Here is a 21856-nt window from a genome sequence, read left to right on the forward strand (position 1 = left end):
GGCATGACACCATGCTTCCCGGTGTCCTCGTGAGCGATGCGGCTCCAGATTTCTTCGAGGACCGAAAATGCCTGTAATTTCTTTTGCCAATGCCAAGGGCGGTGCCGGAAAGACGACCGCCGCGCTGCTGCTCGCCACGGAACTCGCCCATCAGGGTTTTCGCGTCACCGTCATCGACGGCGATCCGCAGCGGTGGATCAGCCAATGGTCAGAGATTTCCGGCCCGATTCGGAATATCGAGGTCGTTTCCGAAGTCACCATCGCGTCGCTGCAATGTCATCTTCGCGAGATGGCCCCGCGCACCGACTATTTCATCATCGATCTGGCGGGCGCTCGCGACGCGCTGGTCACCACGGCGATCGGCCTTTCCGACCATGTGATGATCCCGGTCCAGGGCTCGGCCATGGATGCCAAGGGAGCGGCGCAGATCCTCGACCTTCTCTCCTTCCTGAAGGACAAGGCCAATCTCAACATCGCCCATTCGGTCGTTCTGACCCGGGTGACGTCCATGGTCACCACGAAGGCGCTCCTCACCATCAAGGGACTGCTGGCCGCCCGTGGCGTTCATGTTCTCGATACGCCGATCGGCGAGCGCATCGCGTTCAAGGAGATTTTCGAGATTGGCGGCACGCTCCATACGCTTGATCCGATGAAGGTCAGCAATGTCGACAAGGCCAGGGAAAACGCCGGCGCCTTTGCAAAGGAAGTGCTGCGCCTGATGCCCGTCAAGATCACGCGCTCGGTCGCATCCCGCCTTTTCGGGCTGGGGCGCAACGCGGCCTGACAGAACAGCTTCAAGTTTCGTTCAGCCCGGAACTTGTTCCTGACGCGGTCGGCTCGAGAGAGTCGGCCGCGTCACGGTTTTCACGGCACCGTGGAGCGCACGAGCAAATACGGTCGTGGATACCGGCTTCCGGAAACGGGAAGGAGGCCGACGAGGTCGCCGGCGTTTCGTCTCCGCAGGCTGGGCTTACTCGACGAATTCCACCGTCGCGCCGGTCTTTACCATCTTTGCGAGTTCGGTCGCGTCCCAATTGGTCAGCCGCACGCAGCCATGGCTGTTGGTCTTGCCGATCTTGGACGGCTCGGGCGTGCCGTGAATGCCGTAGGTGGGCTTGGAAAGGGCGATCCAGACGGTGCCGACCGGGCCGTTGGGGCCGGGAGGAATCTGCAGGATCTGGTCGTTGTTGCCCTGCTTGAAGTTGATCTTGGGGTTGTAGGTATAGCCCGGGTCGAGAGCGACGCGCTCGACGGTATGCGTGCCGGTCGGGGACGGCGTGTCGCTGGAGCCGATGGTGGCCGGATAGGCGGCGACCAGACGGCCGTCGGCGCCGTAGGCGAAGACCTGCTTCCTGCCCTTGTCGGCGATGATGCGGGTGACCTGACCGGTCTTCGGCTGGCCCGGATTGATGACCTTGACGATCGTGCCGGGGATCGTGAAATCGATGCCGGGGTTCAGGGCCTTCAGATAGTTCTCGTCCATGTGGAACTGCTCGGCGAGCTTTTCCGTCACGGAGATGAACGACATGGCCGGGAGCTGCGCCTTGTGGGCATAGTCGTCGGGAATCGACGCCACATAGGGGCCTGCGGCATCGGCCGCGGTGATCGTATAGTCGATGATCGGCAGGCCGCCCGAATAGGTCAGCCGCTGCATGATGTCCTCGGAATTGTTCGGATCGAGGGTTTCGCCGGTCATTTCCTGCCAGGCGGCGATCGCCTTGTTGACGTTGTCTCCGAGGTGACCGTCGATGACGCCCGGCGAGATTCCCTCGCGATCCAGGAAGACCTGAAGGGCGGCGATCTCGGCCTGCGGTTTCTTGGTGACCGTGATGACCGGTTTCTGAGGATGCAGGTTCTCGATGGCCTGCTGGTCCGGCTCGATCGAGGCTTCCTGCGGGTAGGCCTCCTCGGCGCCGGGCATGGGCTGGTTTTCCAGCGGCATGCGGGTGACGGAGCCCGGTATCCCGCCCGTGACCGCGCCCGGTTCGCCTGGGCGGTATTCGCGGTAGTCCCGGTAACCGTAGCCGTCGCGGGAGCCGCCGGCGTCGCGGAAGTTTCGATAGCCGCCGGGGGCCGGAGGATATTCCTCCGTGCGGGCCGGCCGATAGGCATCCTGGCGGATCTCGGTGGCGACGATATTGCCGTAGCGGTCGATGAAGACCCGCCGGCCCATGCCGTCGCGGCTGATGACGACGTCGCGGCGATCCGGCACGTAGTCGAGGATCGCACCATCGGGAGCCACGAGCATCGTATCGGCCGGATACCGATCGTACCGGCTCTGCGCCTGGGCGGGCGCGATGCCCTGGGCCGCGGTCAAAAGGGCGAGGCTGACGCCTGCGAAAAATAGCCGCTTCACGATGTCACCGAGTTCCTGTTTCCTAATTACACGTAATCGGGAAACCGACCGTTCGTTCCCGCCCTCGTGCGCCTGTCGCCACAGACAAGGTAATTTTGACCGTAGTGTGAAAAAAGTGAATTCGTTATGAACGCTGGGTTAAATTTGCATCATGATCGGTTAGAAGTCCTGACGAAACCGTGAAGGGGATGATTATGAAGGCGTTTTCGGCGGCTAACGGCCCCAGGCTTTTCCTCGACGAAACTTCCGTGCTCGATATCGGAGGTTGTTTTATCGGCGATACCGACCTCTCTCCCGGACGGGCGATTCCCGACGATGGCGATCCGCGAATCGATCATTCGCTGGAGGGATTTCTCTTCACCTGCGGTCCGGACCATATCCGTCACCCGGAGCCTATCGAGGGCAGGGGCGACGGCAAGGCATATCCGCTGCACGGGTCGTTCTCGTCGCATCCGGCCGAGATCCTTTTCTGGGACGCCCAGGGGGAGGATGCCGAATGTCATGCCCGCATACCGGTCACGATGGCGACGGGAGAGCCGGCCCTCCTGGAGCGCCACTGGCGCATCGACGGCGGAACCGGCGAGGTGAGCCTATTGGACCGGGTCACGAATACCGGTACGAAGCCGTTCGCGCCCGTTCACATGTATCACATGAATATCGGCGCCTGGCTGTTCGACGAACATGTGAGGCTTGCGGGAAGGATGCTTGAGGGAGGCGGCTTTCCCTGGACCTTCGGCAAGGAGCCGGGCGGGGTCTTCTGCGTGCCGGCGAGGCAGGAGAACGAGCAGTGGGCGGAGATCGCGCTTGGTCCGGTCGCCGCGATCGGCGGGCTGACGCTGAAGGTGAAATTCAGGACCGATACGCTGCCGCACCTGCAGGTCTGGCGAAACCAGAAGGCGCCGGCGCATGTGCTTGGCATCGAGCCTGTCTCCCACCGCGGCGCAAGCCGCTACGAGCTTGCCGAGAAGGGCGAACTGGGCCTGCTGAAGCCCGGCAAGAGCATCGAATACGGCCTGCGGTTCAGCTTCGTCTGAGGTTGCGCAGTTCCGTGATTGACGCCTCTGCGGCACCGTCGTAATGCTTGCGCCTCAAAAGAAGATGGAGGTTGCGCCATGGATATCCGGCAGATCAACGACGAATATTCGGTCACCGGTCAGATCACCGTCGAGGACCTCGACCAGATCAAAGCCCTGGGTTTCAGGTCGCTCGTCTGCCATCGCCCTGACGACGAGGAGCCGGGCCAGCCGCATTATGCCGACATCGCGGCGCGTGCCCAGGAACTCGGTCTCGATATCCGTCACATTCCGGTCGGCCGCATGGGCGTCGAGGCGGAAGGCGTGAAGGCCATGGTCGACGCGCTCGACGAATTCCCGCGCCCGATGCTCGGCTTCTGCCGTTCCGGCGCGCGCTCGACGGCAATCTACGAAAAAAGCCAGCACATTCGCGGCTGAGGTTTTTCGCTCGCCTTGCGCGTCACGCGCCGGGCATCCTTCCACAGCTCAATTCAGTTTCAGGAGTATTTCCATGAGCATCAAGCGCATCGAGCCGGGCGCCCGCATGAGCGGCGCCGTCGTCCACGGCAACACCGTCTATCTGGCAGGCCAGGTGGGTGAAGGCGAAAGCGTGACCGATCAGTGCAAGTCGGCGCTTGCCGAAGTCGATCGCCTGCTGGCCGCCGTGGGCAGCGACAAGTCGAAGATCCTGCAGACGATCATCTATCTGTCCGACATCGCCTATTTCGGCGAGATGAATGCCGTCTGGGAAGCCTGGGTCGACCCGGCCAACCCGCCGGCCCGCGCCACCAGCGAAGCCAAGCTCGCCGCGCCGAAGTACAAGGTCGAGTTCATCGTCACGGCCGCGATCTGATCTGACGTTCGTCTAAAAAGCCGGCCCGTCCAGCGACGGGCCGGCTTTTTTCATGGAGGCTATGCTTTTTCCCGGATCTGCGTCAGGGTTCTTGCGGGCGTGATGGCTTCCGGATCGAGTTTCACCTCGATGATAGCCGGCTTGCCGCTGGCCCGCGCGCGTAAATAGGCTGGGCCGAATTCTTCCGTTTTCTCGACCAGCTCGCCATGGCCGCCGAAGGCTTTGGCATAGGCCACGAAATCCGGATTGACCAGATCGGTGGCGCTGACGCGGCCCGGGTATTCGCGTTCCTGATGCATGCGGATCGTGCCGTAGATGCCGTTGTTGACCAGCACGGTGATGATCGGCAGCCCGTAGCGGACGGCGGTAATGAATTCCTGCCCGTGCATCATGAAGCAGCCGTCGCCCGCGAAGCAGACGACTTCCCGGTCGGGGAAAAGCTGTTTTGCCGCAACCGCTGCCGGCAGGCCGTAGCCCATCGACCCGGATGTCGGAGCGGACTGGGTGTTGTATTTGCGGAAACGGTGGAAACGATGGAGCCAGGTGGCATAGTTGCCCGCGCCGTTGGTGAAGATCGCATCATCCGGCACGTTCTCCTCGATCCACGTCATGATCGGTCCCATCCTGACCGGGCCGGGCCCCGCTTCCGGCGGAGTGGACCACTTGAGATAGGATTCGTGCATCGCGGCGGTCCGGTCGGCCCATGCCGGGGAGGAGGGCGTTTCGAGCTCGCCCAGGGCCGCGATGAATTCCGCCGGCGCTGCGCAGATGGCGAGGTCCGGCCGATAGAGATGGCCAAGCTCTTCCGGGTCGGGAAAGACATGGACCAGTTTCTGCTTCGGATAGGGGATGTCGAGCAGGGTGTAGCTGGAAGAGGGCATTTCCGACATGCGGCTGCCGAGCAGCACCAGCAGGTCGGCCTGCCTGATCTCCGCGGCGAGCGCCGGATTGATGCCGATCCCCGCATCGCCCGCGTAACAGGGATGAAGATGGTCGAAAAGCATCTGGCGACGGAAGGAACAGGAGACTGGCACGTTGAAACGGGTGGCGAACCTGGCGAAGTCTGCATGCGCCTCCTCGCTCCAGCGCGTGCCGCCGAGGATGAACATCGGCCGCTTCGCCTCGCCCAGCGCTTTTGCGAAGGCGGCGATCTGGCTTTTGCCCGGGTGGCTTTCGACGCGTGTGTAGGGGCGTGCCTGCGGAGCCTTGACCTCGTCGACCAGCATGTCTTCCGGCAGCGTCAGGACGACCGGGCCCGGCCGCCCCGAGGTTGCGATTGCGAAGGCGCGGGTCACGAATTCCGGAATGCGGCGGGCATCGTCGATCTCGCCGACCCATTTGGCGAATTCGGTGAAGGCGCGGCGGTATTCGACTTCCTGGAAGGCCTCCCGTTCCTTCATGTCGCGGGCGACCTGGCCGATGAAGAGGATCATCGGGATCGAATCCTGCCTTGCGATGTGCAGTCCGGCCGAAGCGTTGGTGGCGCCCGGCCCGCGGGTCACCATGCAGATGCCGGGTTCGCCGGTCAGGCGCCCCCAGCTGTCCGCCATGATCGCCGCGCCGCCCTCCTGGCGGCAGACGAGGACGTCGATGCCGCTTTCATAGAGCGCGTCGAGCACGGCAAGGTAACTTTCGCCCGGAACGCAGGAGATGCGCTTCACGCCATTCGCCTTCAGCGCTTCGACGATGAGTTGGCCGCCCGTCTTCATGCCTGTTTCCCCCTCTTTTCGATGTCCGCCAGCTCGGCCAGCACATCCGCCGTGTGTTCGCCGAGCGCCGGGCTCGGCCGGTGATAGGCAAGCGGCGTTTCAGATAACACGATCGGATTGCGCACGCCCGGGATAACGGTGCCGTCCGCCGCTTCGAGATCGATCCGAAGTCCGCGCGCCTTGACCTGCGGGTCGTCGAACATTTCGGCAATCGAATTGATCGGGCCGGCCGGCACGGCGTTCTCGCCGCAGGCGGCGAGAAGATCGGCCTTCTTCCATTTCATGGTCTCGGCGGTGACCAGCTGGCGGACTTCGCCGCGATTGGCGACGCGGGCCTTGTTGATCGCGAAACGCACGTCGTCGGCGGCCTGTTCGACCCCGAGGATGCGGCAGAGGCGGCGGAACTGGCCGTCGTTGCCGACTGCCAGGATCAGGTGGCCATCCTGTGTCGGCACCACTTCGTAAGGGCTGATGTTCGGGTGTGCATTGCCGAGCCGCACCGGCGCCTTGCCCGAAATCAGGTAGTTCATGTTCTGGTTGGCGAGTATGCCGGCCTGCACGTCGAGCAGGGCCATGTCGATATGCTGGCCTTCGCCGGTTTTCATGGCATGGATCAGCGCCGCCTGGATTGCCGTCACCGCATAGATGCCGGTGAAGATGTCGGCGATCGCGACGCCTGCCTTCATCGGCTCGCCCTCCGGCTCGCCGGTGATCGACATGAAGCCGGACATGCCCTGGACGATGTAGTCGTAGCCGGCGAGGTTCGCGTAGGGGCCGTTCTGGCCGAAGCCGGTGATAGAGCAATAGATCAGTCTCGGATTGACCGTCTTCAGGCTGTCGTAGTCGAGGCCGTATTTCGTAAGCCCTCCGAGCTTGAAGTTCTCGATCAGGACATCCGCCGTCGCCGCAAGCCGGCGAACGGTTTCCTGGCCTTCCTCTGTCTTGAGGTCGATCGCGATGGAGCGCTTGCCACGATTGGTCGAGTGATAATAGGCGGCCGAAAGGTTCTCGCCGTTCCCGCCTTCGACGAAGGGCGGTCCCCAGGCGCGCGTATCGTCGCCGCCGTCGGGATTTTCCACCTTGATGACGTCGGCCCCCATGTCGGCCAGCATCTGGCCGGCCCATGGACCGGCCAGCACGCGGGCAAGTTCGATGACGCGGATGCCGGAGAGCGGTGGTTTCTTGGCTGTCTGGTTCATGTTACGGGGTCACGGTTGCTGCGGCACGCGGAGCGCCTGAAAAAGGAAGCGGGCCGCGGTGATGAAGGGCGGCGGCGGCGTGTCTGCGGCGAGCTTGGAAAAGATGTCGACGAATGGCGCTGTCGGCATTGCAAGGGATCATCGGGCCGGGACCGTGGACGATCCGGGTTTCAGGCGATGACGCGGCAGAGCTTGCGGACGGCGAATTCATGGAATTCCTATAGCCGGGAGCGATGTCGGAAGCACTTGAATAAATGTCATGAACTCATTCCGTTTCAGGTGACTCCGCCCGGGAATGGCGGCCCTTTCAGAGGGCGGGCTCCGGGACGGGGAGCACGGTTTTCGCCCAGGCGGCGAATTCGGCGGTCGCGCGGGCGCGCACGGTGTCGTTCAGCGTTTCGTGCCGCGTGCCCGGCCAGATCTTTGTGGTGACCTGCGACAGACCGTTCTTTCGAAGATGTCCGGCGAGCCAGAGGATTTCCCTGCCGCCGTTGGTTGCCGGGTCCTCCGCGCCGCCGATCAGATGAACCGGCAGGTCCTTCCGCAATCGGCCGACCAGCTTCGGCGCCCTGAACGTCATCTCGAAAAGATCGAGCCAGAGCGAGACGCTGGCGTCGAAGCCGCAAAGCAGATCGGCGATATAGGCATCCACGACGTCGCGGTCATGGCTCAGCCAGTCGAAGTCGGTTCGATGGTTCGCAATGGCATTGCCCCAGGCGCCGAAAGTGAGCTTCGGAAGCAGGCCGCTCGGCACGTCCGAGCCTTTCAGGGCCTTTTCAGCGAGCAGGATGGCCTGTGCCGCCCGGCCGGCGATGCCGGGATGGAAATTCGAGTTCCAGATGGCAATGGCATCGTAGCTCTCGGGATGGTCGACCGCGGCGTTGAGCGTGATCAGTCCCCCCATCGAGTGGCCGAAAAGCAGGACCGGAAGGCCGGAATGACGTTCCCGGGCCATGTCCCGCACGGCTTTCACATCCTCGGAGACGAGCCTGCCGCCGTCGCGTCTGGCAAAACGGCCGATCGGAGCGTCGGACGCCGTGGTCTCGCCGTGGCCGCGGTGGTCGAAGGCGTAGACATGAAGGCCGTCACCCGCCATGGCTTCGGCAAAGGCCTTGTAGCGCCGGGAATGTTCGGCCAGGCCATGGGCGATCAGAAGAATGCCTCGGGCGGGCTCCGTCGCCGGCTGATGGCGACAGGCGAGGCTTGCGCCCGTCGGGCTCGAAAGCCACCTCGTTTCGTCGAACATTGCAATCCTCCCGTCGCTCACGCATTGCCCCCGCCGGGCAATTCGCCTACATAGCGGCAAACAAAAATCCCTCGCGGAGCAGTTTATCCAATGGCACGTCAGTTCATTTATCACATGGCCGGCCTCAACAAGGCCTATGGCAACAAGAAGGTGCTGGAAAATATCCACCTGTCCTTCTATCCCGATGCCAAGATCGGCATCCTCGGCCCCAACGGCGCCGGTAAATCGACCGTGCTCAAGATCATGGCCGGGCTCGACAAGGAGTTCACCGGCGAAGCCTGGCTCGCCGACGGGGCGACGCTCGGCTACCTGCCGCAGGAACCGCAGCTCGATCCTTCCAAGAACGTGATGGAAAACGTCATGGAAGGGGTCGCCGACAAGAAGGCGATCCTCGACCGATACAACGAGCTGATGATGAACTATTCCGACGAGACCGCGGAAGAAGGCGCCAAGCTTCAGGACGTCATCGACAGCCAGAACCTGTGGGATCTCGAAAGCCAGGTCGAGATGGCGATGGATGCGCTGCGCTGCCCGCCGGGCGATGCGTCGGTCGAGAACCTTTCCGGTGGTGAAAAGCGCCGCGTCGCGCTCTGCCAGCTGCTTCTGCGCCAGCCGGACCTGCTGCTGCTCGACGAGCCGACCAACCATCTGGACGCGGAGACGATCGCCTGGCTCGAAAAGCACCTGCGCGAATATCCGGGCGCCATCCTGATGGTCACCCACGACCGTTACTTCCTGGATAATGTCACCGGCTGGATTCTCGAGCTCGACCGCGGCCGGGGCATTCCCTACGAGGGCAATTATTCGGCCTATCTCGGGGCCAAGGCCAAGCGCATGGCGCAGGAGGAGCGCGAGGAGGGCGCCCGCCAGAAGGCGCTCGCCCGCGAGCAGGAGTGGATCGCATCCTCGCCCAAGGCCCGCCAGGCGAAGTCCAAGGCGCGTATCCGCGCCTATGACGAACTGGTGCAGGCGGCCGAAGAGCGCCGTCCCGGCGAAGCGCAGATCATCATTCCGGTCGGCGAGCGTCTTGGCCAGGTGGTCATCGAAGCCGAGAACATCTCGAAGACCTACGGCGACCGTGTCCTCTTCGAGGATCTGACGTTCAAGCTGCCGCCCGGCGGCATCGTCGGCGTGATCGGCCCGAACGGCGCCGGCAAGACGACATTGTTCCGTCTCATCACGGGGCAGGAAAAGCCCGACAATGGGGATATCCGTGTCGGCGATACGGTTCACCTCGGATATGTCGACCAGAGCCGCGATTCGCTCGACGGGAACAAGACCGTCTGGGAGGAAATCTCCGGCGGCAACGACATCATCAAGCTCGGCAAGTACGAGATGAACTCCAGGGCCTATTGCGGCGCCTTCAATTTCAAGGGCGGCGACCAGCAACAGAAGGTCGGCACGCTTTCCGGCGGCCAGCGCAACCGCGTCCATCTTGCCAAGATGCTGAAGTCGGGCGGCAATGTCATCCTGCTCGACGAACCGACCAACGACCTCGACACCGAGACGCTCGCGGCGCTTGAGGATGCGCTGGAAAATTTCGCCGGCTGCGCGGTGATCATCAGCCACGATCGCATGTTCCTCGACCGGCTGGCGACCCATATCCTGGCCTTCGAGGGCGACAGCCATGTGGAATGGTTCGAAGGCAATTTCGAAGATTACGAGAAGGACAAGATCCGTCGTCTGGGCGCCGACGCGGTCAACCCCAAGCGGGTTACCTACAAGCGACTGACTCGCTGACAATTTTAGGTTTTTCTAAGTAAAGGCCCCGGAAATCCGGGGCTTTTGCGTTTTTAAATGCTTAATGCCGGGTAAAATTCGCACCCCCAAAAATGGGGGGATTTCTTGCGTCGACTGATCAAGACATTCGCAAAGGTTTCGGACCAGTGTGCCTTGAGGGGGAGGTCCATGTCGTGCCGGGCCTTTAACGCTGTCATGAAGACAGGCCGATCTTGAGGGTTTGTTTCATGCTGCGTTTGATCCAGCGCCTGCCTTTCCGGGCCTCGCTGACGCTCCTTGCTCTGGTGCCGTTGTTGGCGGTGGTGTGCCTTGGTGCGTTTGTTGTCAGAAACTCCTACATGCATTATCGGGAACTGGAGCGGGCATTGGTGCTCGAAAAGCTTGCGCGTGCAGGCGGCGAGCTGATGCTGATCATGCCGGTCGAGGGTGCGGCCAGTGCGGCACAGCGGCCGGAAATCCGCGCCAAGGCCGACGGCCGGTATGCGCAACTTATTGAGATTTATAACCAGACCGTGGCTTTCGGCGTTCAGGATTCAGCCCTGTCAAAAATCAAGTCGAACCTGGAGGAACGGTGGAGCAAGCTTTCGGAATATCGCTCGGCAATCGATGCCGGCACGGCTGATCCTCTTATGTCGCTCAGATATCTTCAGCCGATCTCCTCCGCGGGATTGGAAATAACCGGACGCGTAGGCAATCTGATCGATGATCAGGGACTGTTCCGGGCCGTGCAGGGTTATCACGCATTCATGCAGGTGAATGAGGGATATCTCATCATCAATCGCATCGGTCAGCAATATACCCGGAATGGTTCGCTGAACGCGGAGGAACTATCGAAGTTCGGACATGGCAAGCACCAGATCCGTATCTATGAACAGGCATTCCGGCAATTCGTGTCAGCCGATCTGATGCAGAAATACGACAGCTTCTTCCAGGGAGCGGACGGGCAGCTGATCGACAGGACGATCGCGGCCATGGATTCTCTGAAGGGGTACGCGCCGGCTCCGGGCGATTTCGACGCTTGGGTTGCCGCAATGGTGAAGCGGCGCGATTTCGTCGCCGGCCTGATACAGGAGGGCGCGACCCAACTCAGCGATCTCGCCGAAGAAAAATCGAATACCGCATCCTCCACGCTCCGGCTGACCCTGTTCGCGCTCGGCGCCTTCATAATCGTTTCCATTGTTCTCAGCCTGCTGATCATGCGCAATGTGTCCGCCTCGATCCGCAATATCGGCAACCGCATGGCGAGCCTGGCGTCCGGAAATACGGACGAGGCGATTCCCTATGCCGATCGCAAGGACGAGATCGGCGACATGGCCCGTTCGGTCGAGGTGTTCCGCCAGGCCGCGATCCGCAACCATGAGCTTGAAGCGGAGGCCGACACCAATCGTCGCCGTTCGGAGGCCGAGCGTCTCGAACTGCAGCGGCAGGCGGAGGCGGAAGCCGAGGCCCGCCTCAACCAGGCGACGGGTGCGCTTGCCGCGAGCCTGCGGCGTCTTGCCGATGGCGATATGCTTTGCGAGGTTCACGAGGCGTTTGCGCCGCAATTCGAAAATCTGCGGCACGACTTCAATACGTCGGTTCGCCAGCTCCGGGACGCGCTCCTGAGCGTCGGCAATTCTGTTGCCACCGTCAACAGCGGCTCGAAGGAGATCTCGGATGCTTCCGACAATCTTTCGAAGCGCACCGAACAGCAGGCTGCTTCGCTGGAGGAAACGGCCGCTGCCCTGGAGCAGATCACCGCCAATGTGGTCGCGACCTCCAAGCGTACGTCCGAGGCTCGCGACGTCGTTCGCGATGCGCGCGATCGCGCTGACCAGTCGGGTCAGGTCGTCCGTAATGCGGTTGTGGCCATGGAGCGTATCGAGAAGTCTTCCCAGCAGATCGGCCAGATCATCGGCGTGATCGACGAGATCGCCTTCCAGACCAACCTTCTGGCGCTGAATGCCGGTGTCGAGGCCGCTCGCGCCGGCGAGGCCGGCAAGGGGTTTGCTGTCGTCGCCCAGGAGGTTCGCGAGCTCGCGCAGCGCTCGGCCAATGCGGCAAAGGAGATCAAGGCGCTTATCTCCAATTCGGCGGTCGCCGTCGGCGAAGGCGTCAAGCTGGTTAGCGATACCGGCGAGGGCCTTGGCATGATCGAGCAGCTCGTCCAGACGGTCAACGCCCACATGGATGCGATAGCGACCGCCGCACAGGAGCAATCGGCAGGGCTTGCGCAGGTCAATACCGCCGTCAACCACATGGACCAGTCGACCCAGCAGAATGCCGCCATGGTCGAGGAGATGAATGCGGCGGGCGCCGGCCTTGCGCAGGAAAGCACCAAGCTCAGCGACCTGCTCTCGCATTTTCAGCTTGGCGGCGCGGCATCCTCCAGCCTGCTCCGGGATACGGCAGCCCGCATGCGCCGCGCACCGGCACCGCCTGTGCAGGCGTCCCGCCCGGCTTCAGCCACACCCACACCCGCGCCTGCCCGTCCAGCTCCTTCACGCGTGCCGGTTTCCCAGGGCAATGCGGCGGTTGCCCAATCCGCGGACGAATGGGAAGAATTCTGATCCGGGCCAATCGACGGGAAAACCGGGGAAGGCGGCTTCGGCCGCCTTCGTCGTTGTGAACGATACCGCTTCCATCAACCGGTTTTGCTTGCATCAGGCGGTGAAGTCATATAAACATATCTTTATATGTTGATTGGATGGAGGTGCCGCGAATGGGTCTGGCGCTCGATACGCTGGTAGATGTGCTCAAGACCGCGGGCGAGCCCACGCGGTTCCGGCTGCTTGCGCTGCTTGCGGCCGGAGACCTTACCGTCTCCGATCTCACGGAAATTCTCGGGCAATCCCAGCCCCGCATATCGAGGCACCTGAAGCTTTTGGCCGAGGAGGCCCTGATCGATCGCTACCAGGAAGGCGCCTGGGCCTATTTCCGTCTGAAGCAGGAAGGCAAGGCGGCGGCCCTCGTCAGGACGCTTCTGGCGGCTTCCTACGAGGACGATCCGGTGCTCCTGCGGGACAGCGAGCGGCTCTCGACCGTCAAGCGCCTGAGGTCCGAGCGCGCCCAGGCCTATTTCAGCCGCAACGCCTCCGAATGGGACGAGCTTCGCCGGCTGCATGTGAGCGATGCGGCGGTCGAGGCGACGCTGCGCAAGCTTATCGGCACGACACCGGTCGACGCGCTGCTCGACCTCGGCACGGGGACGGGATGGATTCTGCAGCTCCTGTCCAATCTCTATCGCCGCGCTGTCGGCATCGATGCGAGCCGCGACATGCTTGCCGTGGCCCGCGCCAATCTCGACAAGGCCGGGATCGTCAAGGCCTCGGTCCGTCATGGCGATATCCTCAACCTGCCGCTGGAAGGCCAGGATTTCGATCTCGTCACCATCCATCAGGTGCTCCACTTCCTCGACCAGCCGGAACTGGCGATCGCCGAAGCCGCGCGTGTGCTGCGGCCGGGCGGGCGGCTCATCGTCGTCGATCTGGCGCCCCACAAGCTTGAATATCTGCGGGAAGAGCATGCGCATGTGCGTCTCGGCTTTTCGCATCAGGTCATCGCCGAGTGGCTGGACAAGGTGGGGCTCGAAGTCGAGGAGGCGATCGATCTCGGCTCCGGCAAGGAGGGTGCGCTCACGGCCACGGTATGGCTGGCGCGCGACCGCAGGCTGCTGATCGCTTCCCATGCATCCGCAGAAACACAAACCGTCCTCTAAGGGAATTGAACTCATGAACACCACCCGCGAGACTTTCAGGGTTTCCTTCGAATTCTTCCCTCCGAAGTCGGATGAGATGGAGGCCCAGCTCTGGGACACCGTCGAGCAGCTCGCCGCGTGGGAGCCGGATTTCGTCTCCGTCACCTATGGTGCGGGCGGTTCGACGAAGGCGCCGACACTCCACACCGTACGCCGTCTCATCGGCGAGACGCCGCTTGCGACAGCCGCGCACCTGACCTGCGTGGATGCGTCGCGCGAAGACATCCGTTCCGTCGTCGAGGATTACCGGGCGGCCGGCGTCCGCCGCATCGTGGCCCTGCGCGGCGATCCGGCGGCGGGGATCGGCACGGCCTATGTTCCCCATCCTCAAGGTTATGCCCAAACGGCCGATCTGGTGCGCGGCCTGGTGGAATATGGCGATTTCGACATTTCCGTTTCCGCCTATCCGGAAAAGCATCCGGAAAGCGCCGATCTTGTCGCCGATATCGAAACGTTGAAGCGCAAGGCGGATGCGGGCGCCGCCCGGGCGCTCACGCAGTTCTTCTTCGACAACGACGTTTTCGAGCGCTATCTGGAAAAGGTGCGTGCCGCGGGTATCGCCATCCCTGTCGTGCCGGGCATCATGCCGATCCAGAACCTCACCCAGCTCAAGCGGTTTGCCAGCCGCTGCGGCTCTTCCGTTCCGGCTTTCCTGGACGCACGTTTCGAAGGCCTGGACGAAAGGCCCGAGGATCGCGCCGAGGTGGCTGCCGACATCGCGGCCGAGCAGATCGAGGACCTGATCCGCCGCGGTCTCCGCGATTTCCATATCTATACGATGAACCGCGCCCCGCTCGTTTCGGCGGTGCTTGAGCGGCTCGGCCGCCGGCAGATCGACAGCCCGCGTATCGCGGCTGCCTGAAAATAAGGAACGCATGCTCCCCCACAGGAGCATGCGTCTCAGTTAAGTGCTGATATCAAACGGTCATGGATGCCAGATTTCTGACCGGTAGCGGGACCCCTGTGGCGCTCAGATGAAGAGCATGGATGCCACGAACACGAACGCTGCACCGACTACCAGGACATTCAGAGAGTATGTACGTCCCATGTCTGCCTCCTTGCGTTGACCGTTAGAGTCTATGTCGTTTTTGTGGCGGTTGGAAAGCGGATTCTATGCTGCGGCGCCGTCGAAAAAGAGGCCCGATACTCTCGCTATTCCCTTAAGTGTCTTATTTTTGTTGTATTATTTCCCGTCAGGCCCAAGTGGGTGAAGGTTTAAAAAGTGGTGTACGGGTGTTACCGTCCGTCATATTCCGTGAGTATTCCGTGCTTTTATGAAACTTTTTTCGGCTGGTTGCTGCGGATGCGAAGAAGTCTTCCGTCGAGCAGAGCGAGGCCGAAACCGATCAGCAGCATGCCGATCAGATCGGTCCCTTCCAGACGCTCGCCAAGGAAAAGCGCACCCAGCAGAATCGCGCTCGGAGGAACGACGAGCGTGACCAGGGAGGCGTTGGTGGCGCCGGCCATGCCCAGAATCCGGAAGAAGAGCAGATAGGCGAAAGCCGTCGAAAGCAGCGCCAGCGCCAGGATCGCCAGCACTGCGTGAGCGGTTGGTGCAGGAAGCGTCCATGGCTGGTCGGCGATGAGCGAGACGGGCAGCATGATCAGGCTGGAGGCGGTCAGCTGACCGGTAGCGGAGACCGGTGCGGGGAGGCCGCGGAAACGTTTGCCATAGGTGCCGGCAACACCGTAGGAGATGGCGGCGAGCACCGGCAGGACGAGGGCCCAGAGGGGAACGGAAGCCGTTGCCGCGACCCCGGGACCGATCAGCACCGCCGTGCCGGCCAGGCCCGCCAGACAGCCCGCGAGCTTGGTGGAGGTCAATTTCTCATCCGTCGTCCAGCGATTGGCGATCAGCACCGTCCAGATCGGCGTGGTGGCGTTGAGGATCGAGGCGAGGCCTGCGCCGATCTGCGTCTGTCCGAAGAAGATCAGCGTATGGGGCAGGGCGTTGTTGACAAGGCCCATCACCAGGAAGGACCGCCAGTGGGCGGCAAGGGCCTCATAAAGCCCGAAGCGGCCACGAATGTAGATGTGGAGCGCGAGCGCCGCGAGAAGAAGGCGCAGGAAGACGAGCGTGAACGGCGGTACTTCCAGGACCGCGATGCGCGCGAAAAAGAACGATCCGCCCCAGATCAGTCCCAAAAGCAGAATGAGGGCCCAGGCGGTATTGCTGGGCCTCGGGCTGGCGGCACCCGTCATGCGGCTTCTCCCTTGTGTCGAGAAACAGGAAATAGCCGCCGGACGAGAGAGTCGCCACCCGATTCTTGTGGGAGGCGACTGCTCCGATCAAAGAGCGGAGAGAAGCGCCTGGGTCGGCCAGCCGTCCGCAGGCATGCCAAGCCGCGCCTGTTCCTTCTGGACCGCGGTGCGGGTGCCCGATCCCAGGATGCCGTCGACCTTGCCGATGTCGTGGCCAAGGGCTTCGAGCTTGGTTTGCAGCGCCTTCATGCCGGCATCATCCAGACCGGTCTCCGGCGTGCCCTTGAGGTAGGTCGGGGCGCCGGAAAGCCGGGTCGCGAAATAGGCGGCCGAGGTCGTGTAGATGAAGGACTGGTTCCACTCGAGATAGACGGCGAAATTCGGATAGGTGAGGAAGGCGGGGCCTTTGCGCCCCTGAGGCAGGATGAGGGCTGCGGGAAGGTTCGCGAATCCGATATTGCCGTCGCGCGGGGTCACGCCCAGCTTGAACCATTCGCCGGCGGAGATTTCATTGCCGAGGCCCGATTTTTCCCACGGCAGGTTTTCAGGAAGCGTCACCTCCTGAACCCACGGCTGGCCGGCCTTGAAGCCCAGGCTCTGGATGAATTTCGCAGCCGTCAGGATGGCATCCGGCGAGCTTCCCTTGACGTTGATATGGCCATCGCCGTCGCCGTCGATGCCATAGGCGATGATGTCCTTGGGCAGCATCTGGACCTGACCGATCTCGCCGGCCCAGGCGCCGGTATTGGTCGAGGGATTCAGGTCCCCGTGCTGCACCATCTCGATCAGTGCGATAAGCTGCGGGCGGAACAGTTCCGGCCGGCGGCAGTCGTGAGACAGCGTCACCAGCGCGTTGCGCGTGTTGAAATCACCCTGCACGGCGCCGAAATCGGTTTCCATGGCCCAAAAAGCGGTGATGACGCCCGGAGCCACACCGAATTCACGCTCGGCGCGGGCAAAGACGTCGGCATGCTGCTTCAGCTTCTGGCGGCCGATGTCGAGACGGGCCTGGCTGACCGTGCGCTGGGAGAATTCAAGGAAGGTCTGGCGGAAGACGCCCTGGGCGCGGTCGCGGGAGAGGACCTTCTGGTCGATCTGCGCGCCGGTCAGCGCTTCATCGGCAGCGCTGGCGGGAATGCCCTTGGCGACCGCCTCGGCCTTCACTCCCTCCAGAAAGGCTCCGAGATCACCTCCGCAGGCCGGTGAGGGCGTCTGGGCAAGGGCGGTGGAGGAAAGACAGCCGGTGATGATGAAGGTAAGCGCGAGGCGGCGGACGAAGACAGCGGACATTCTGGTTCCCAATGTGAAATAAGACCGCCTCATGTCGAAGAAATTTGTGACCGAAACGTGGGCGGCAGACAGGCTGGCGCAGTTTTTATCGCAACCGTCCGCACAATGCCAGATGACAATCCGACCTCGGAGAACCTCTTATTTGCTGACGGCTGCGACCCAGCTGTTCCAGTTCCTGGTCGTGCCCGCGAAAACATTGATGTCCGTCTCGCCCTTGATGCCCGGCACGACGCCGGTCGAGGTGTATTGCCAGAAGGCCCAGCGGCGATCGGCATAGATTTCGCCGGGATGGGCGGCGACCGAGCGCAACCAGAAGTGATAATCGTTGAAGGCCCCGATCAGGTTGTCCCGATGGAAGTCGACCGACGTGTAGATGATCGGCCGCTTGCCGTAATAGGCCTCGATGCGGTCCATGAAGCGCTTCATGACGTCGCGCACCGTCGCCGCATCCGGCTTGAGTTTGCAGGTGGGCGAGGCATGGTTCCATTCCACGTCGAGCACCGGAGGCAGCTTCACCGATTGTTTCGGGACGTTGGCAATGAACCAGTCGGCCTGCTCTTCCGGGGGCGAGCAGAAATAGTAGAAATGATAGGGCGCATGCGGAATGCCTGCGGCGGCGGCATTGTGCCAGTGATGTTCGAACGAGGGGTCGACCCGATCCTTGCCCTCGGTTGCCTTGATGAAGACGAAAGCGATGCCGGATTTCCTGACGGTCTGCCAGTCGATGTTCTCGTCGTTCCACTTGGACAGGTCTATGCCGTGGATCTCGTGCCGGCCCGGATTGTTCTTGCCGAAATCCTGCGGATCGTTGTCCTTGAAGCGCATCCTCTTGACCGACGAGGTCTCCATGAGGTCGTAGCTGGTCGATGTGCAGCCTGTCGCAAGGACTGCGGTCGCAAGAAGGGCGAAAAGGAGCCGAGGCATGGATGTCCCGTGTTTATGCCGATGCAGGAGGCCTCTTGCCCGGTGGATGCGAAACGAGGAGGCATGAACTCCATGTTCACCATAACGTCGTAAAAAATCGGTTAGGGCAAGCGGGAATTCGTGTCGGGACATCGGTGCGGCGGCGGGATCAGCCTCGGCGGCGGATCACCGCATGCCAGGCATAACCCCAGCCGATCTCTTCGAAGATCATGTCGGCATTGGCCGCCGCCAGCTTCTTTTCGAGCACGTCGTGAAGGTTGGCGCGGGGCGTGACGTGGAACCGCGTGAGCCAGGCCTTCAGAATCCGTCCGAACCAGCGGGGCAGCCGTTCCTGCTGGCCGAAATCGACGATATGCAGCGAACCGTTCGGGGCAAGGGCGGCCAGCGCGGCGTCGACGGCGCTCTCCCAGTCGGGAATCATCGACAGCGCGTAGGAGACCAGGATGCGGTCGAAACCTTCGACGCCGAATTCCCGCGCCTGGAAACCGGTGGCGTCGGCCACCCGGAATTCAGGCATGGCCGGTTTGCCGCGAAAATTGGCGCGGGCGCTTTCCAGCATTTCCGCCGATATGTCGAGGCCGTAAAGCCGGGCCGTCGGATAGAGACGGTGGGCGAGGAGGAGGTTCCGGCCCGTGCCGCAGCCGACTTCGAGCAGCGCCGCGCCGGGCGGGACATGCAGGCCGGCGATCGCCCGGTCGCGGCCGAAGAGGTAATATTTGCGGGTCAGGTCATAGATATGGCGCTGGTACCGGTACATCCGGTCCATGCGTTCGGCGTGGTCGTTGGTGAGGGAAGCGCCCGCCATATCCGCCGCCATCAGGCTTTTTTCACATAGATGTGGAAGCCGCCATAGATCGCCGACCGGTCCTGCAGGTTGAGTTCGCCGGAACGTTCATCAAGATAGGCCCACTGGTCGAGCAGCGCCGGCGAAAGACGACCGTCGAGCACGCTCTTTTCGGCGGCGGTGCGGAAGATCACGCGGGCGCCCGGAGCCGCCGTGCGGGTTATGTCCGTCCAGAGGTCGTTGAGCTGCTGGTCTGTCATCCAGTCCTGCGCATCGAGCAGGACGTAGCGGTCCACGGATGCGGCCGGTTTCTGCGCGAGGAGTTCGGTGAAGCTTGCGTGATGAACCGTGACGCGCTCGGCATTGTCGCGGATGGCGCGATAGTTCTCTGCCTTGAGATAGGTCGGCAGCGTGCCTTCGTCCGGTTTGGGATAACGGCGCGTGAAGGCCTGCCAGGCAAAATAGTTGTCCCGCAGCGGGAAGTGGCACGCGAGTTTTTCGAGGCGCTGGCGCAGCACCGGCGCGATCGAGCCATCGGAAGCCAGGCTCGCCAGCTCGTCATATTGCTGCGGCGGAATGCCGAGGCCGAAGAGCGAACTTTTCCGGCTGGTGATCCAGCGGATCAGCGGCCGGTCGAAGAGGGGGGCGATGCGGTCGTCGAAGAACTGGCGCTGTTCGCGCAGCGACCGGGCATTCCCCATTTCCTTGAGATCGATGCCATGCAGGCGCGCGATGAGGTGGCCGGCGCCGATGAAGCGGCCGAGCAGGCCGGTCTTGTAGATGTTGCGGTTGAAGACTTCGATGCGGCGGCGACCGGAAATCGACCGCTTGTTCCAGTAGGTGCGGGTGGCGGCATCGAGGTTCGGGGCTATGAAGGCGTCGTAGCTCCTGCTGTTGGACGTGACGCCGTCCATGCCGAAATGGCGAACCACGTCGCCGTGGCCGGGCAGATGGCGGAAGGCGGCGAGCTTGAGGCGGTTCAGGGCGACGTGATGCGGATTGAGGTCGACGACGTCGATCCGCTTCGGCGAGCGGGAAAGATAGGCGAGCATATTGCAGCCGCCCGAGCCGATGGTCACGATGGTGTGACCCTCGGAGAGCTCCATCGCCACCATGTCGACATCCGGATCTTCCCAGATCTGCGGATAGACGAGGCCGGAGAAAAGCAGCCCGAAAAGTCTTTCTGAAAAACCTTGCCGTGAAAGCGCTTTATGCTGCAGAAGCGCATCCTTCAGTTTCTGGTTTTTCCGGAAACCGGCTTCCTGTGCAATATCCGCCATGATCGAATCCCGCCTGTCCAAGGTTTCAGCGCGTGTAAACCCGTCATGCAACAGATTGATGACGCCGCCTGTGCGCGACCTCGGGAACGGCGCGCCGATCTCCGATGACCCCTTCCGCAACGGGGGGATTCCTGATTGCATGCGGTCGCGAAACGGGAGATGGGAATGCGGTTGCTGATCCGGATTGTGAAGGTCTTTGTCGGAGTCTGTATCGTCGGTCTGATCGGTCTTGGCGCCTGGCTTTACACGGCGCCGCCCGAACTGTTGAGGGTTGGCAGCGGTTATGCCGCCAAGATCGTCTGCTCGAATGTCTTCATCGCGGGGCGCCCCGACGACGAGGTGCTGGCGGTCGACGTTCAGGCGCCGGGCCATCCGCTATTGCGGCTGATGCAGGTTTCCGTCGACAGGCCTGAAAAGCGCGTGCATGCGGCTCTACTCGGCTTTATCGCCGGCAATGACGCGGTCTATCGTGATGGTCTGGGCTGCGCCGTCACGCCGGATGGCGTGCCGCCCGTCGTCGCTGCGGGTGCGGCTCGTTCCGCTCCGACGGTGGCCGAAGCTTCCGCTCTCTGGCCCGATGGCGGAACAGTCGAATCCGAGCCGAGGGTTGCGGCCATTCTTTCAGATGCCGGCCTCACGGGGCCGGGCATGCGGGCCGTCATCGTCGCAAAAGGCGGACGGATTGTCGGCGAAGCCTACGGTCCGGGCTTCTCGAAAGATACGCCGCTGCTCGGCTGGTCGATGACCAAGACGGTCACAGCCGCGATCGTCGGCACGCTCATCCGCGACGGCCGGCTGTCACTGGAGGACAAGGGCCTCTTTCCGCAATGGCGGAACGACCAGCGGGGCGATATCCGGCTTGCCGATCTGCTCGCCATGGAGAGCGGGCTTGCCTTCAACGAGAACTACGGGACGGTCGCGGATGTCACGCGCATGCTCTATCTTGAACGGGACATGGCGAATTTTGCCGCCGATCAGCCGCTCGAGGCCGATCCCGGATCGCGCTTCAACTATTCCTCGGGGACGGGAGTGATTCTCTCGAAGGTCTGGATGGACCGCATCGGTGGCGGGGAGGCGGCGCTTGGCTATCCCGGCGAGGCGCTTTTCGGTCCGCTCGGAATGACGAGCGCGGTGATGGAAACCGATGCGGCCGGAACCTTCGTCGGCAGTTCCTACATGTATGCCACGGCGCGCGATTGGACGCGGATGGGCCTTCTTCTCGCGCGCGGCGGGGTCTGGAACGGCAGAAGGATACTGACGGACGATTTCGTGGCGCAGATGCGCCAGCCGAACCGGACCTCGAACGGCCGGTACTCGAAGATGCAGACCTGGCTGCCGGGAAAAGATGCGGGGCTTCCCGCGGATACTTTCATCCTGGACGGCCACGACGGCCAGAACGTCATCGTCGTCCCGTCGCTCGACCTCGTCGTCGTGCGGCTCGGGCTGACGCCGGGCTGGGAGCGTTACAACCCGCTGAGGCTGGTTTCGGAGGCCGTCAAGGCGACAACGGCGCCCTGAGGCGCC

The 21856-nt window shown here is 62.6% G+C and carries 18 protein-coding genes; 9 read left to right on the plus strand and 9 right to left on the minus strand.

All coding sequences use genetic code 11. The features are described from left to right. Positions 1–67 precede the first annotated feature (67 nt). On the plus strand, positions 68–784 hold the full coding sequence (locus tag ACFFP0_RS23140; protein ID WP_377264571.1) for an AAA family ATPase: 717 nt from the start codon (positions 68–70) through the stop codon (positions 782–784). 186 nt (positions 785–970) lie between these two features. Here ACFFP0_RS23140 and ACFFP0_RS23145 read toward each other — a convergent pair whose 3' ends face one another. Then, positions 971–2356, minus strand: a complete 1386-nt coding sequence (locus ACFFP0_RS23145; protein WP_377264572.1) for a L,D-transpeptidase — start codon at positions 2354–2356, stop codon at positions 971–973. A gap of 194 nt (positions 2357–2550) precedes the next feature. Between ACFFP0_RS23145 and ACFFP0_RS23150 the strand changes: the two genes are divergently transcribed. From ACFFP0_RS23150 to ACFFP0_RS23160, 3 genes are all read left to right on the plus strand, one after another. Next, positions 2551–3390, plus strand: coding sequence for a DUF4432 family protein (locus ACFFP0_RS23150; RefSeq protein ID WP_377264573.1), 840 nt, complete (start codon positions 2551–2553; stop codon positions 3388–3390). Between the two features lie 78 nt (positions 3391–3468). Then, a complete protein-coding gene (locus tag ACFFP0_RS23155) occupies positions 3469–3807 on the plus strand; it encodes a protein tyrosine phosphatase family protein (RefSeq protein WP_377264574.1) in 339 nt (112 codons plus the stop codon). A 73-nt stretch (positions 3808–3880) separates the two neighbouring features. Next, complete coding sequence (locus tag ACFFP0_RS23160) at positions 3881–4222, plus strand: RidA family protein (protein ID WP_377264575.1); 342 nt, start codon at positions 3881–3883, stop codon at positions 4220–4222. Positions 4223–4281: 59 nt separating this feature from the next. Here ACFFP0_RS23160 and ACFFP0_RS23165 read toward each other — a convergent pair whose 3' ends face one another. The 3 genes from ACFFP0_RS23165 to ACFFP0_RS23175 form a co-directional block, all read right to left on the minus strand. Next, on the minus strand, positions 4282–5931 hold the full coding sequence (locus ACFFP0_RS23165; RefSeq protein ID WP_377264576.1) for a thiamine pyrophosphate-binding protein: 1650 nt from the start codon (positions 5929–5931) through the stop codon (positions 4282–4284). Further along, positions 5928–7130, minus strand: a complete 1203-nt coding sequence (caiB, locus tag ACFFP0_RS23170; protein ID WP_377264577.1) for a succinate--glutarate CoA-transferase — start codon at positions 7128–7130, stop codon at positions 5928–5930. Before caiB ends, ACFFP0_RS23165 begins: the two co-directional genes overlap by 4 nt. Positions 7131–7437: 307 nt before the next feature. After that, positions 7438–8376 carry an alpha/beta fold hydrolase gene (locus ACFFP0_RS23175; protein WP_377264578.1) on the minus strand — a complete coding sequence of 313 codons (939 nt, stop codon included), beginning with the start codon at positions 8374–8376 and terminating at the stop codon, positions 7438–7440. 90 nt (positions 8377–8466) lie between these two features. On the opposite strand from ACFFP0_RS23175, the gene ettA reads away from it, so the two are divergent. The 4 genes from ettA to metF all read left to right on the plus strand — a co-directional run bounded on the left by ettA (position 8467) and on the right by metF (position 14714). Then, positions 8467–10116 carry an energy-dependent translational throttle protein EttA gene (gene ettA / locus ACFFP0_RS23180; protein WP_377264579.1) on the plus strand — a complete coding sequence of 550 codons (1650 nt, stop codon included), beginning with the start codon at positions 8467–8469 and terminating at the stop codon, positions 10114–10116. A 227-nt stretch (positions 10117–10343) separates the two neighbouring features. Continuing rightward, a complete protein-coding gene (locus ACFFP0_RS23185; RefSeq protein ID WP_377264580.1) occupies positions 10344–12665 on the plus strand; it encodes a methyl-accepting chemotaxis protein in 2322 nt (773 codons plus the stop codon). A gap of 152 nt (positions 12666–12817) precedes the next feature. Then, positions 12818–13813: an ArsR/SmtB family transcription factor gene (locus ACFFP0_RS23190; protein WP_377264581.1), complete on the plus strand. Its 996-nt coding sequence runs from the start codon at positions 12818–12820 to the stop codon at positions 13811–13813. Between the two features lie 4 nt (positions 13814–13817). Next, entirely contained in the window at positions 13818–14714 is an 897-nt protein-coding gene (metF, locus tag ACFFP0_RS23195) for a methylenetetrahydrofolate reductase [NAD(P)H] (protein ID WP_377264642.1), read from the plus strand. 410 nt (positions 14715–15124) lie between these two features. Here the strand turns inward: metF and ACFFP0_RS23200 are convergent, their stop codons facing one another. The 5 genes from ACFFP0_RS23200 to ACFFP0_RS23220 form a co-directional block, all read right to left on the minus strand. Continuing rightward, the gene (locus ACFFP0_RS23200) at positions 15125–16054 is read right to left on the minus strand and encodes a DMT family transporter (protein WP_377264582.1); all 930 of its coding nucleotides are present in this window, start codon (positions 16052–16054) and stop codon (positions 15125–15127) included. 87 nt (positions 16055–16141) lie between these two features. Beyond that, positions 16142–17344: a lytic murein transglycosylase gene (locus ACFFP0_RS23205; RefSeq protein WP_377264583.1), complete on the minus strand. Its 1203-nt coding sequence runs from the start codon at positions 17342–17344 to the stop codon at positions 16142–16144. A gap of 138 nt (positions 17345–17482) precedes the next feature. Further along, positions 17483–18268 (minus strand): glycoside hydrolase family 25 protein, encoded by a 786-nt coding sequence (locus tag ACFFP0_RS23210; protein WP_377264584.1) that lies wholly within the window; start codon positions 18266–18268, stop codon positions 17483–17485. 148 nt (positions 18269–18416) lie between these two features. Further along, positions 18417–19085: a class I SAM-dependent methyltransferase gene (locus ACFFP0_RS23215; protein WP_377264585.1), complete on the minus strand. Its 669-nt coding sequence runs from the start codon at positions 19083–19085 to the stop codon at positions 18417–18419. Further along, on the minus strand, positions 19085–20332 hold the full coding sequence (locus tag ACFFP0_RS23220; protein WP_377264586.1) for a BtaA family protein: 1248 nt from the start codon (positions 20330–20332) through the stop codon (positions 19085–19087). The genes ACFFP0_RS23215 and ACFFP0_RS23220 overlap by 1 nt, the downstream gene beginning before the upstream one ends. 165 nt (positions 20333–20497) lie before the next feature. On the opposite strand from ACFFP0_RS23220, the gene ACFFP0_RS23225 reads away from it, so the two are divergent. Continuing rightward, complete coding sequence (locus ACFFP0_RS23225) at positions 20498–21850, plus strand: serine hydrolase domain-containing protein (protein ID WP_377264587.1); 1353 nt, start codon at positions 20498–20500, stop codon at positions 21848–21850. Positions 21851–21856: the final 6 nt, after the last annotated feature.

The sequence above is a fragment of the Neorhizobium puerariae genome, from assembly GCF_042429745.1.
GTDB classification, from domain to species: Bacteria; Pseudomonadota; Alphaproteobacteria; order Rhizobiales; family Rhizobiaceae; genus Neorhizobium; species Neorhizobium puerariae.